Annotated in this window: 9 protein-coding genes; 3 read left to right on the top strand and 6 right to left on the bottom strand. The window is 50.6% G+C overall.

Going from position 1 to position 13,004, the window contains the following annotated elements:
- Positions 1 to 22 precede the first annotated feature (22 nt).
- From U2F10_RS00440 to U2F10_RS00430, 3 genes are all read left to right on the top strand, one after another.
- Positions 23 to 592 carry a hypothetical protein gene (locus U2F10_RS00440; RefSeq protein ID WP_499870147.1) on the top strand — a complete coding sequence of 190 codons (570 nt, stop codon included), beginning with the start codon at positions 23 to 25 and terminating at the stop codon, positions 590 to 592.
- Between the two features lie 395 nt (positions 593 to 987).
- On the top strand, positions 988 to 3,624 hold the full coding sequence (locus U2F10_RS00435; protein WP_499870146.1) for a calcium-translocating P-type ATPase, PMCA-type: 2,637 nt from the start codon (positions 988 to 990) through the stop codon (positions 3,622 to 3,624).
- Positions 3,625 to 3,905: 281 nt separating this feature from the next.
- A complete protein-coding gene (locus tag U2F10_RS00430) occupies positions 3,906 to 5,621 on the top strand; it encodes an LIC_10190 family membrane protein (RefSeq protein WP_499870144.1) in 1,716 nt (571 codons plus the stop codon).
- A gap of 8 nt (positions 5,622 to 5,629) precedes the next feature.
- On the opposite strand, the gene U2F10_RS00425 is transcribed toward U2F10_RS00430, so the two are convergent.
- From U2F10_RS00425 to U2F10_RS00400, 6 genes are all read right to left on the bottom strand, one after another.
- On the bottom strand, positions 5,630 to 6,547 hold the full coding sequence (locus U2F10_RS00425; protein ID WP_499061463.1) for a glycosyltransferase family 2 protein: 918 nt from the start codon (positions 6,545 to 6,547) through the stop codon (positions 5,630 to 5,632).
- 87 nt (positions 6,548 to 6,634) lie between these two features.
- A complete protein-coding gene (locus U2F10_RS00420; protein WP_163665925.1) occupies positions 6,635 to 8,155 on the bottom strand; it encodes an FAD-dependent oxidoreductase in 1,521 nt (506 codons plus the stop codon).
- A 36-nt stretch (positions 8,156 to 8,191) separates the two neighbouring features.
- A complete protein-coding gene (locus U2F10_RS00415; protein WP_499870142.1) occupies positions 8,192 to 9,694 on the bottom strand; it encodes a lipopolysaccharide biosynthesis protein in 1,503 nt (500 codons plus the stop codon).
- A 4-nt stretch (positions 9,695 to 9,698) separates the two neighbouring features.
- Positions 9,699 to 10,625: a glycosyltransferase family 2 protein gene (locus U2F10_RS00410; RefSeq protein ID WP_163700105.1), complete on the bottom strand. Its 927-nt coding sequence runs from the start codon at positions 10,623 to 10,625 to the stop codon at positions 9,699 to 9,701.
- Positions 10,622 to 11,842 carry a glycosyltransferase family 4 protein gene (locus U2F10_RS00405; protein ID WP_499870141.1) on the bottom strand — a complete coding sequence of 407 codons (1,221 nt, stop codon included), beginning with the start codon at positions 11,840 to 11,842 and terminating at the stop codon, positions 10,622 to 10,624. The genes U2F10_RS00410 and U2F10_RS00405 overlap by 4 nt, the downstream gene beginning before the upstream one ends.
- On the bottom strand, positions 11,820 to 12,989 hold the full coding sequence (locus tag U2F10_RS00400) for a glycosyltransferase family 2 protein (protein WP_499870139.1): 1,170 nt from the start codon (positions 12,987 to 12,989) through the stop codon (positions 11,820 to 11,822). Before U2F10_RS00400 ends, U2F10_RS00405 begins: the two co-directional genes overlap by 23 nt.
- Between the last annotated feature and the right edge of the window lie 15 nt (positions 12,990 to 13,004).

Raw genomic sequence — 13,004 nt, 5'->3', positions numbered from 1 at the left:
TTAACCAATGGGGGTATCCACCATGAAGGCTGTTGCAATTGCGAGTGCGCTCATTTCTCTCGGTGCCATCATTAGTCCGGCTCTGGCTCAAGAGACTACTGTTGAGCAGACTGAACCTGTTATTGTCGCCCAGACCGAGCAAACCCTGACCACTACCGTTAGTAGCGACGAAACACTTTACCTAAATAAAGATGAAGTCCATGAATACAACCTCGTATTAGAAGACCGCACGTCCATTGGCGATCGCTTCTTGCCAGAAGGCAGCATTATTCGAGGGCAGTTTGAGCCAGTGGATGGCGGACTCCGCTATGTGGCAACGTCTGCCGAGGTAGGAGACCGCATCTTTGACATTGATGCCACATCTGAAACTCTCGCCGATCGCAAAGACCCACGCCAAACTGACGTTGGCGACATTATCGAAGATGCAGCCATCGGTGCAGCAGGGGGATTGATTGTGGGTGAAATCCTTGGGGATATTGACTTCCTAGAGATTTTAGGGGGTGCCGCAGCGGGGGTTGTTGTGGGCAACGTCACAGCACCTAGCGTCGTTGTCATTGAGCCCGATCAATCGATCCTGTTGTATCAAGACTAGGCAGGGTTAATGAAGCTTGCAACTTAGCAGAATGTTATCTTTCGCAAGCATAATTAGTGCTCTAGCATATTTAGATACAGACTATAACTGCGGCAAAAATCTTCTTTTGCCGCAGTTTTTTGCCATTATTGATTTAGACAATAAATCTAGCTACAAGATACCCTAACGGTCTGGCTAACGGTCTGGGTTCAACCGATAAAGTCACCCCAAAAATCAACCAGGCCGTTAATGATTTTCACCTTTAGTATTCTCTGTTAAGAGTATAAAACCTTTATCTGTCAGAGAGCTACACTGGAAGTCTGGCGGGCAAAAATCGTTAAATCGATTTTTATATGGTGAGAGATTGTTGTTTATCCCTCACCACTCACCATTCACCACTCACCACATAGGTAACTGTGAGTCACTGGTATCAACTGGAAGCCGATGTCGTGGCACGGCAGATTAACAGCGATCTAGAGGACGGATTAACCACTGCAACAGCTCAACAGCGGTTGTTGCGAGATGGTCCGAATGAGCTCATGGCGGCCAAGGGTAAATCTCCCTGGCAGGTACTGTGGGGTCAGATCAGTGAACCCCTGGTGGTGATGTTGATTGTGGCGGCGGTTATTTCTGGAATAGTGGGGGATTTACGCGATGCGATCGCAATTCTCGCCATCGTCATTTTTAATGCAACCTTAGGATTTCGCCAAGAACGCAAGGCCGAACGAGCCCTGGCTGCCCTTAAAAAGCTAGCCGTACCAACAGTGCGTGTAAAACGGGATGGCCAGATTCAGGAATGCTCCATGGCCTCTGTGGTACGCGGCGACTTAGTGCTGCTAGAAACTGGCAACGTTGTTCCTGCCGATGGACGTTTAGTGGAAACAGTGAACCTCCAGGTGCAAGAAGCGACCCTCACGGGCGAGAGTGCTCCCGTAGACAAACAGGCATCCGCTGTGTTGACGGAGGAACAACCCCTCGGTGACCGCTGCAACATGGTTTACCACAGTACCACCATCACCCGTGGTCGCGGTACTTTTGTGGTGACCGAAACCGGTATGGAGACTGAGATTGGCCACATTGCCCGGATGCTGCAGTCAGTTGATGTGGAGGCCACACCTCTACAAAAACGTTTGGCCCAGCTTGGCAAGGTTCTCGGCGCAGGAGCCATTGCCATTTCCCTGGTGATTGCCACCATGGGCTTTATCCAGGGAGAACCGCTACGGCAAATGCTGATCACCGCCGTTAGCATTGCCGTAGCCGCCGTGCCCGAAGGACTGCCAGCGGTCGTCACCATTGCCCTGGCCCTAGGGGCAGAGCGTATGCTCAAGCGCCAAGCACTGATTCGCCATTTACCAGCGGTCGAAACGTTGGGTTCGGTAACAACAATTTGTTCTGACAAAACCGGTACCCTCACGGCAAACCGCATGACGGTCACCGTATTGGACATGGCTGACGAACAAGTGGCGCTGGAGGATGCCCTGAATAATCCGTCCCTGAGTCTGTTATTGCTGAGCGGTGCCCTATGTAATGACGCCTCTTTAGATAATGACCAAGCCATTGGCGACCCCACTGAAGCTGCCCTAATCACAGCTGCCGCTCAATTGGGATTACCCAAACGCAAGCTCGATCAGCTGTGGCCCCGCATCGACGAGGTCCCCTTTGACTCAGACCGCAAGCGCATGACCACCTACCACCGCTGTGAACAACCGTTGCCAACCTTCCTACAACAGACATGGCAGCAGGTAGCCCCCAGTAATACCAATACCGTTGTTTTTAGTAAAGGGGCTCTCCACAGCCTGATACCCACCCTAGATCGGGTGTGGGTTGATGAGCAGGTACAACCCCTCACAGACGATCTGCGCCAGCAAATTTGCAGTGCCCATGATCATCTAGCCAATCAGGGGTTGCGGGTGCTGGGTCTGGCCTTCCGTCCCTTGGCCAGTGCTCCAGAAGAACTGGAGCATCAGCTGGTATTTCTCGGCATGATGGGTCTGATGGACCCCGCCCGTCCAGAGGTTAAGGATGCCATTGGCCTCTGCCAAACCGCTGGTATCCAGGTGGTGATGATTACCGGCGATCACCCCTTAACGGCCAAACACATTGCCCAGGACTTAGGCATTGGCAGCAATCCCCTACTCACAGGCCAGGACCTCAGCAAAATGCCCGTCGATGAATTGGAGACCGTCGTCACCAAGATCGGGGTCTATGCACGGGTCACACCAGAAGACAAGCTGAAAATTGTTCAAGCTCTACAGCGACGCGGTCACATTGTTGCCATGACGGGCGATGGTGTCAACGACGCTCCGGCCCTAAAACAGGCCGACATTGGTGTTGCCATGGGTATCACCGGCACCGACGTCGCTAAAGAAGCCGCAGACATTGTGCTACAAGACGACAACTTTGCCTCCATTGTTGCTGCGGTCAGGGAAGGGCGGGTGATCTATGACAATATTCGCAAGTTTATCAAGTACACGCTGGCAGGGAATGTGGGCCAGTTATGGTTGTTGTTTTTAGCACCATTCTTGGGGATGCCGATTCCGTTGGTGCCCATCCAGATTTTATGGATCAACTTAATTGCCGATGGTTTATTAGCCCTGGCGCTGAGTTTTGAACCAGCGGAACAACGCGTCATGGAAAGACCGCCCTACCATCCCAATGAAAGTATTTTTAGCCGAGGCATGGGAACGGATATCCTATGGATTGGTTTATTCTTGGGTCTGATTTTAATTCTCGTTGCCTATGACTACCAAAGTAGCGGCAACCCTGCCTGGCAAACCATGGTATTTACAACCCTGGCATTTTCTCGCATTGCCCTGTCAGAGGGAGTGCGTTCTTCATCAGAGTCTCTGTTTCGAATTGGTCTACTATCCAATACAAAACTTTTAGGGGCAGTGATTGTCACCTTCTGCCTACAGCTGGTGGTAATTTATGTGCCCGTATGCCAGGTCTTTTTCTCAACCGTAGCTTTGAATGGACAGGAATTTGCGATCGCACTTCTCCTAGGCACAGTCATTTTCTGGGCCGTAGAATTTAAAAAGGCATTATTTCGATAGAATTTTCCCTATAGGTCTTCAGTCCCATTGTCATTTCTTAGAAGACATTATGAGATTTTTTTTAGAATCACAATCATAGCCATCTCTTCTTATATTCGTTCTGAGTTCTTAATTATGCACTTTCGTACATGTTAAGATTAAACATATTTACGCGCTAACGTGAGTGGCGTTTCCATAAAGAGAACGAGTATTTTGAAAATCATGCCGTCTGTTTAGCATAATTTAGACAACGCACAAGGTTTTCTGTAGGCAAAAGATTAATAGAGAGGCCAAGTAGAACTGTGATCTACTTTATTGCGGCATGGGGCATTTTATCCGTTATCAGTTGGCTTATTGGCATCGCGATCATTATCGGATTACGAGCAGATTGTTTTGATCGCATCGGTGATCGCATTATGGCAGCCTTTTGGTTAGGGGTTGTTTTATTAGCCAATGGCCTACTTTTAATCTCACTAGCGCTACCACTTTCTCCCATCGCAGGTTTAGCCGTTGCAATGGGAGTGGGTCTACCGCTACTCTGTTGGCCCGCCATCAGGGCCGAAATTTATCACCTCTGGCAAGCCAGATCGCCAGCTATGGTTTCAGCTGTCATGGGCTGGACCGTTCTGATAGCCATCTACATGACAACAAAGGTGACCTGGTTTGATACAGGGCTCTATCATTTTGGAGCGGTTCGCTGGTTATCCAAGTTTGGCACCGTCCCTGGCCTGGCCCTAGTGTTAAACAATCTTGGTTTCACGTCCTCATGGTTTGCCCTAGCTGCCCCCTTAACCCTGGAGTCTGTGGCATCTCGCGTCACCGCTGTGGCTAATGGCTGGGTGTTTTTGATCATTACCTGCCATGGGTTTCTTTCTTTGGGGCGTTGGTTCATGGGCAAGGCAAGAATCACCGACAAGTTTATGGTGATTTTTCTGGGGCTAGTCCTACCAGCCATGATCCTGAGTCCATTTTTAGAAACCATTCTCATCTCCTCTTCACCCGACATTCCGGTCATATTTCTCTCTGGCATTATGGCCTGGAGCATTCTAGCAGTGGTGAACCGACCTCAGCCCTCTGGGAAAATAACAGATGCCAATCCTTGGAATGCCTCTCTCATTCCGTTATTCCTTGCCTTGGGTGCAATAGCCATTAAACTATCGGCACTGCCGCTCTTGCCCGTTGCACTGCTGTTTTATTGGCAGCGGCAATTCCCAAATTTTCGGCGTTTATTGATTGGATGTGTGCTCTCGTTGCTACTTTTAACGCCGCTCATAGTAGTCAGCATTGTGACTTCAGGATGTCCTCTTTACCCGTCTTCTATGCTGTGTGTAAATGTACCCTGGCGGGTACCCACAGAAGTCATCGACAAAGCGGTAGAGGTGATTACCTTTTGGGAGCATAACTTTGGAGATATTCCCCCTGGCCCCAGCCGTTTTCTATGGCAGCTATGGGAGTGGCTACAATTCTCCCACTTTAATATTGTCATGCTGATACTCATGGTACTGTCAGCGGTTCTGGCATTACCCACTTTCGTGTTAGCGCGCAAACAGAAGATTTATGGTACCCCATGGCTGTTGTGCTGCAGCGTCATCGGCATGGTATTCGTCATGGTGCGTGCCCCAATGGTGCGCTTTGGTTTGGGTTATTTTGTAACGATTCCAGCCATTGGCACGGCTGTGCTGAGCACCGCCTATATTGCCAAATCTAAGTGGCAGCTAGATTTCTCAGGGTTTAACATCCGCAAATATTTGCCCCAAGCCTTGTTTGTAGGCTTAGGATTGACTGCAGCTCTAATTCTATTTAAGCCAGCGATCCAAGCTCGTTTGCTACTGCCACCAAAGATGCCGAGTACCGGTTTACAGGCAAGGCAATCCTATGACGTTCAATATGTAAAACCAGCGAATGACAACAGCATTAAATGTTGGGATGCGCCCATCCCTTGCACTTACAATGAGCTTAATATTCGCTTACGCAATCCAGCTCGTGGTCTGCGAGGGGGATTTATACCGGCAGAGTAAGGGTTCTTCTAGGAAGAAGACGTTGCTGTCACTGTAGAGGTGGTAGACCGCTGTTTATATTTCTCCCAGGCAAAGCCAACCACATTGGCTACTTGAGATATGAAGAATAGTCCTGAGAGACTAAAAGAGCGCAATCCTTGATCCCTGGTGAACGGATAGGTTAGCAGTTGAAAATAAAATGTCAGTGGCTCCACCTGCATCGGTTTGGCCTGACGCTGACTGCGAACTCTGTTAAAATGGAACGCCCCGCGACCATAGTTAAAATGTTGCCGCCAAAAGGACGCTAAGGTGAGATTGTGGGCATGCTTTAGCTGCATTTTAGGGGCATAGTGCATAAAAAAGCCGTGGTGCCGCCAGCGATCGCAAAATTCTCGATCTTCTCCAGCCGCTAACGGAAAGCTGGTGTCAAAGCCCTTGAGCTGTTGATAGATATCCCGGGGCATCGCAAAGTTATTAGATGCAAAAAATGTAGCTTCCCCTTTTCCCGGGTTGTAATAATCGTAAATGTAGTCAATCAGCAACTGACTCGCCGTCGCGCACAGGTTATCGGGTAGAGCATTCAGGGTACGTCCACCAATCAGAGCATTGGGCACCTGTTTACAAGCAACTGCAAGAGCCGTAAGCCAGTCAGGGGCGGGCTGACAATCATCATCAGTGAACACCAGATAATGTCCCTGGGCAGCAGCAGCCCCAGTATTACGGGCAGCGGCAGGACCTGCATTTTGCTGCTGAATCAAGCGCAGTGACAGCAATGACGAGAACTTCTCAGTCACTGAAGTTAAGGGCATGCGACTGCCATCGTCAACCACAACAATCTCAAAACAATCCCTTGGATAGTCCAAGCGAACAAGGCTATGCAGACATTGCTCTAAACAGTCAGGGCGATTATAGGTCGGGATAATAATAGAGAATTCAGGGGAACTCATAACAACAACGATGACGACAACGACGATTACTGTTCTAGAGAGCTATCACTCAAAACTAAACACTCAAAACTCAAACTTGCCCCTAGCTTAATGAGTGCTGCCAACACCGACAGCCGTAGTTTGTAGCAAATGCTGCCCCAAACGGCGAGCCAGGGCCAAGATGGTAAATGTAGGTGAATAGGAGGGGCCAGTGGGAAATACCGCCGAGCTAGCAACATAGAGATTCTCCATCCCGAAGACTCGACAGTTAGGATCAACCACACCTGCCTCAGGGCGACTGGCCATGCGCGTAGTCCCCATCTGGTGGGCGGCATCTGTCATAGTTTCTAAGCTGGGCGGATCATCACCAAAGTCAAACGTCCCTAAACCTACGTCAGCAAAGCGTTTGGTTAAGAGCTGTAGGGTCTCTGCCATAGAACGACGATCGTGATCGGTGAAGCACCAGTCCACCTGTAGCTTACGCTGACCGAGCACATCACAGTCCGTGGCCAATTTCACGCGACTGCCCTGCTGTGGAGCCTGCTCAGTCACGAACTTGACGCGATAATTGGCGACAATGCCATTACCATCTCGACAGATCGGACGCCCCCGCAAGATGCGTCCTAGACGCTCTCTCACCCCTTCATAAATCGGCTGTAGATACAACACATGTTCCAGCAGTTCTTGCTTACGCTGGGTCTCATCATCAAGGGCAAAGCATACACAAAATCTTGGTTTCGGGGCATATTGCAACTCGTGGGCATAGTGTTGGGCTAAGGGACCCGGTCGTAATTTACCAGTATGGTGCTTGGGGTGATCGGTGTAGAAGCGCCCAACAAGGTCATGGGTATTACCAATGCCACCGGGGATTTGCCGGTCAGATGCCAATAACAGGCGCGCTGTTTCAAATGCCCCGGTGGCCAAGACAATGGAATCTCCCTTTACCACCCGTTCTCGGCCTTCGAGGGACCGACAAACTACGGCTGACACCCGCTGGCAAGCGTCATCGAGTTTTAGCTCCGTGGCCGTTGCCCCCAGGACAACTTTTAAATTTTGGGATTGCCGCATCTCATCACCAAACCGGATGGCTGTGCGGGTGGGGGTTTCCTCCCAATAAAAACTGCTCATTTTCAAACCACCCGCCGATAGTTTGGAACGAAAGGCCATAATCTCAGGCCGGATGGCCTCTGCCTCTAAATCACCAAAGCCATAGTCCTGGGCAGCAGAACGGTAGTGTTCTAAGAGATCGTCATAACGAATGGGCCAACCGCTGTTAGCAATCCAGGATCTGCCTTCAAAGTCCCAGGGCTGTAGATATTTCCATTTACCTGTCCACACATTACTGGTGCCACCAAACTGACGTACCCGACTGACGCCGCGAAGCTCAGGCGGCAGATATTGGTGGTAGTAGGTATTGGGGTTTAATTCGCGATGGCGTTTGCCCAGGAAAATAACGTTGTTGAGGGCCTGGATTGAGGGATCAAATTTTTCCCGTCCGCTTTCTAACAGAATCACTTCTTGGCCGTGGCGGGCCAGGTGGGTAGCCACTTCGGAACCGGCTATCCCAGAGCCGACGACAACAACTTGCCCGTGCGTTTGTTCACCTAGTTCGAGAATATCGGTAATCATATAATCTCCGTGTGAAACAATTTGGATAAGGAACGCTTACTGCAGCTTGTTGAACAATGCTGAAATGAAAAATTTGCCTTGGGTATACCCTCCGGGCAATGCCAGCCAAATACAGATGTAGATTAAGGAATAAATCAGACCGGTGACCAGCAGCCTCACAATTAACAGAGCGATGGTCGGCATGGGCAACTGCACCAGATAAAGCAGAGCTGCTGAGAGAAGAGAGGCGATGGCAGGTCGCCACACAGCCCCCATAAAGTCGCCCAGGGTAATGGGGGATTGGTGCACACAGTAAACCACTGCAGGGTAGCTCAACAGGCACATACCGACGGTATACCCAACGGCAACGCCATAGGCTCCCCATTGGACACCGATTGCGATCGCAACAATCATTACCGGCGTGTGGATCAGACTCCAGCGAAACTGTCGTTGGGTTTTGGCAGCCGACACATAAATCCACTTAGTCACACGATAGATGCAGCCCACAAACACCGCCACAATTAGAACGCGAAACATGGGCACAATCTCCAGCCACTGTTCCCCCAGCATCAACAGCGTGACATCGCCAGCGGTCATAAACATGTAAACCAGTGCCGGCATACAGACAGCAAAGATTAGCAACAATCCCCGCCGACAGTAGAGGCGATAACGCTCCGGCTCGGATAAACTGCGGCTCAAACTGGACACTGCTACATCAAACAGTGGGTAGTAAATCTGCCAAAACGGGAAATAGGCCCACTTATAGGCCATGGAATAAAACCCTAGGGAGCTGGCCCCGCCCACATAGCCTAACAGTACCCGATCCATCTTCATGCCCACGCGACTGATGCAGCGAAACCCGGTCAGATGCAGCCCATAGGACAGGGTAGAACGCAGATCTTTTTGAAAGTGGGCAGTATTGACCGTGCGCTGGGGACGCCAGTCACAGTAAAGCCAGTAGGCAATGCCTTTTGTCATCTGCAGGGTGGTCAACTGCAGCACTAAGGCCCAGTAACCCAGTCCTAGCCAGGCGGTTGCGATCGCAACCACTGTACTCACCCCTAACGCCACCAACTCAATGATGGTCAGCAGTTCAAACTGCATTTGTCGTTTTAACAGCGATAGATGCTGAAACGACAAACACAGACTGGCCACCCCAATGGCCAGACACAACAGGATGTGAGTTATTTCTGGCTGACCATAAAACTGGGCAACAAGGGGGGCCGTCAACACCATGCCACCAATGATTAGGGCATTGATTTTCAAAGAAAGCCAAAAGATGGCACTGGCCTGCTCAGGATTAAACTCCTGTCGCTGAACCGTAGCGGTTTCTAAGCCCATGTTGCTGAGACTATCCACAATACTCAGCAGTGGCTGCACCATCGCCAACAGGCCAAAATCAGCTGGGACCAAGAGACGGGCCAGCACCATGGTGCCACCAATGCCGATGCCCAACTTTAGGGGTTGAGCCGCCACGGTCACCAAACCAGATCGCAGTGAGCGCTGATTTAAGTTGGCTTTCAGGTCCGTCGTTTCAAAGTGACGATTGGATTTGGTCATAGGGCTACGCTCCGGGCATACACAGCCTAAAGCGAGTTTTTAGAAGAGAGAGACGCTTCAAAAACTGCCTTTTGTAGGGAGACCCCAACCGCAGGAGGATGTGTATGGGGTGAATCATCAAAGCGCGCCCCAGCGCCTTTGCTGCCAGCCAAGACTGACCGCTTCTTTGCAGCATATCGGCATGGTTAAACACAAAATCAGCGACTGTTTTGCGAGAATGGCTGGTAAACAGGTCATGGTGTTTTGAGAGAAGCCGCTCAAAATTATGCTGTCGACGGCGTGAATTAGACGACACCCGCACCCCAGCATGGGCCGATAGATGATACGTCACCTCTGGAATACCCCATAGGGAACAGACAGGATTGAGTCGTAAAAACAATTCAGTATGCACCCGTGAGCTAAAACTCGGATCAAAACCGCCCATCCCCAACAGCACCTCCCGTTCTACCACCAGGGTTTGCTTTGAGAAAAATGACTCTCCCGGTTGAATCTCTTCTAAACAAAAGTGGGACCCTCGGGGCAGCGTTGGCGGTAGGTGAGTTTCGATGCCATTGCCCTGGGTGTTGACAATGGTCAACCCAAATAACAACGCAACCGGCTCAGGCAAATCTTGGGGTATGTGCTGTGTCGCCGCCATCGCTTTTTCAGCCATATCCGGCAGCAAGACATCATCGTCATCTAAGTAGGTAATCCAGCGCCCCCTTGCTTCCTTAGCACCGTGGTTGCGGGCAGCGGCTCCCCCTTGATTGGGCTGACGCACTACCCTGAGACAATCCTGTGGTGGCAGCACCACCGCTGGTTTAGAGCCATCATCCACAACAATGACTTCCATATCCGTGAGGGTTTGGTTTAAGGCACTATTAACAGCCCTAGATAACAGCTCAGGGCGGTTGTAAGTAGGAATAATGATGCTGAGTAATGGGGCGCTCATGACGACAATACCTCCGGATAAACCATGGCATCATCGGCATATGTGGCCTGTACCTGCTGGTAGAGAGCAATAAACCTTTCGGTGCGCGCATTCTCACTAAAGTGAGCCAGGGCTCGGGTTCTGCCCAAATCCCCCATACGTTCTGCCAAGTCTTGGTTCTGCAATATCTGGGTGAGATAGACAGCCATCGCCTCCACATCCCCAGGCGGGACAGCGAAGCCGGTGACAGAGTGCTCAATGATTTCTGGCTGTGCCCCCACCGCACTAACGATAACGGCGGTCCCCCGCATCATGGCTTCTGTGGTCACATTGCCAAAGGGCTCTGACCACAGGGACGGCACCACCTGTACCCAGGCCCGATCAAACTGACGCTCCATGTCTGAACGCGACAGGTGACCTAGCCAGGTAATGTTGTCGACCACGCCGAGTTCCGTAGCCAGGTCTCGCAGCTCAGGTTCTGACTTGCCCTGGCCAGCGATCAGCAGACGGGCATGGGAAACTTGGGTGGTTGCGATCGCAAATGCCCGAATCAAAACCTGAATCCCTTTTTCAGGGACTAGTCGGCCTGCATAAGCCACAGTGGGTGGAGCACTCAGGGGCGGTCGCCGCTCTCTCACTGGGACACCGTTGTGAATCACCTCTGCTGGTAACCCAGCCTGCATAAGCTCTGCTTTCATCGCATAGCTCAGGGCCACAATCCGGTCAATGGCAGATCGCCATCGCTGCCACAGTCGCCACTGCACCATCAACACCAACCATGTTTTCGGCGTTAAACACCCTGATGACAAACACACTCGACCTGGAGAAACCTGACAGGGGTTTCCATCTGGTAACAAGTTAGTCCCCGCCGGGCAAATGGCCTTGTAAACAGCAGTCTGATAGATACAGGGAATCCCCTTAAGCAAGGGCAAAATCAATGGCGATAGCTGCCAGAGAAACATGCGAATATGCACCACATCGGGCTGAAACGATTGCAGCACCTGCCGCAACTGCCAGTAAGCAGATGGATTAGCCGTCTGGGTCAACACTTGAAGTGTAGAATTCGTGCCAAAACAAACATCATCCGCCAATTGAGGATAGCCCTCAACTGGCATGGCATTACTGGCAAACAAACGCACCTGATGTCCGCGCTCAGTTAACCCTTGACGCAGGGACAGCATCTGCAATTCCGCGCCACCCGTTGCGGTGCCATAGTCATGCAGCAGAAGAATTTTCATCAATTTTATTTTGGAGAATTCCTAATGATGGCGTTGTCGCAACATGCAGGCCCTGATCCCCCATGGAAAGATTTAACCATTTGCGAGCATGGCGATCAGTTAAATACTTGTTGAGGACACGATCAATAGGTGTGAATAGGCCATACATAAAGATCTTTTCTAAAAACCGATCCTTCACCAGCCCAAACGTTGCCTTCTCAAAAAATCGATGCTTAAACATCCCCAGCGTCAGACGGTCTAATAACGGTGAGAGAATCATCCGCCGTCGCCGCCAACCCAGGGCTTTATGCTTCTGCGTAAAGTACGCATCTTCAGATAGATTCCACTTCTGCTTCAGATGCTCTAGGCTGATTGTTTCCCAAGTATCACTCCAGCGCAGCATATAGAAGTGCAAGTCCGCCCAGTTCCAGCTAATCCCTGGTACATAGGTAATCACAGAACTGGGCTCAAAATAAATGGATCTGCCTGCCTCTGCCACTGCCATACACAGGTCCACATGTTCCTTGGTGTTGAGAAACCTCTCATCCAGAGGCCCCATTTTTTCAAAGACATCCATGCTAACTAACATGCAGTGAAACTCCACCAGTTCCGCCGTGCTTCGCTGCAGTTTAGACAGAGTGTCAACTACCCGCTGCCCCTGGCGAGTCATCTTCTCGCGCAGTCGCCGTCGCCCTTTCACATCGATAATAATGCGAGCCACACCATTGGCAAAGTGAATGGTTTCATGCACAGGCTCATCCTGGCAGGTGAGGGGGCCGACAATGGCAGCATTGGTTTCTTCAGCGCACTGCACCAAAGCCTCTAGCCACCCTGGAGAGACCACAACATCATTGTCAACAAAGGCTACATAGGGCGTCTTGACCTGGGCTAAACCAATATTCCTCGACTGATTAGGCGTGAGCATATGATCTACACGAATCAACTCAAAGGATTTTTCCTTAGCTTGAATCTCCAGGTACTCTTGGACGGGCTTTGGGGAACCACCATCTACATACACCAGTTCAAACGGCAGCTGAGTGTGCTCATAAATACTTTCTAAAGAGGTTTGAGCATAGCTAAACCGTTCTCGTGGCGAGACCACAATTGTGACATTGGGTTGATTCATAGATTCAATATCTTCCAATTTTTCAGTACTCCGATAAAGCATCTATCGCTTACCCTC

Source organism: Leptothoe sp. EHU-05/26/07-4, from assembly GCF_043421015.1.
GTDB lineage: Bacteria > Cyanobacteriota > Cyanobacteriia > Phormidesmidales > Phormidesmidaceae > Leptothoe > Leptothoe turfae.
Note: the sequence above shows the minus strand (reverse complement) of the source record. Positions and strands in the feature narration are given on the sequence as shown.

Excerpts from the sequence above, each read along its gene's own strand:
- U2F10_RS00440 (WP_499870147.1), top strand. The coding sequence starts at position 23 with ATGAAGGCTGTTGCAATTGCGAGTGCGCTCATTTCTCTCGGTGCCATC.
- U2F10_RS00425 (WP_499061463.1), bottom strand. The coding sequence starts at position 6,547 with ATGAGTTCCCCTGAATTCTCTATTATTATCCCGACCTATAATCGCCCT.
- U2F10_RS00420 (WP_163665925.1), bottom strand. The coding sequence starts at position 8,155 with ATGATTACCGATATTCTCGAACTAGGTGAACAAACGCACGGGCAAGTT.
- U2F10_RS00415 (WP_499870142.1), bottom strand. The coding sequence starts at position 9,694 with ATGACCAAATCCAATCGTCACTTTGAAACGACGGACCTGAAAGCCAAC.
- U2F10_RS00410 (WP_163700105.1), bottom strand. The coding sequence starts at position 10,625 with ATGAGCGCCCCATTACTCAGCATCATTATTCCTACTTACAACCGCCCT.
- U2F10_RS00405 (WP_499870141.1), bottom strand. The coding sequence starts at position 11,842 with ATGAAAATTCTTCTGCTGCATGACTATGGCACCGCAACGGGTGGCGCG.
- U2F10_RS00400 (WP_499870139.1), bottom strand. The coding sequence starts at position 12,989 with ATGCTTTATCGGAGTACTGAAAAATTGGAAGATATTGAATCTATGAAT.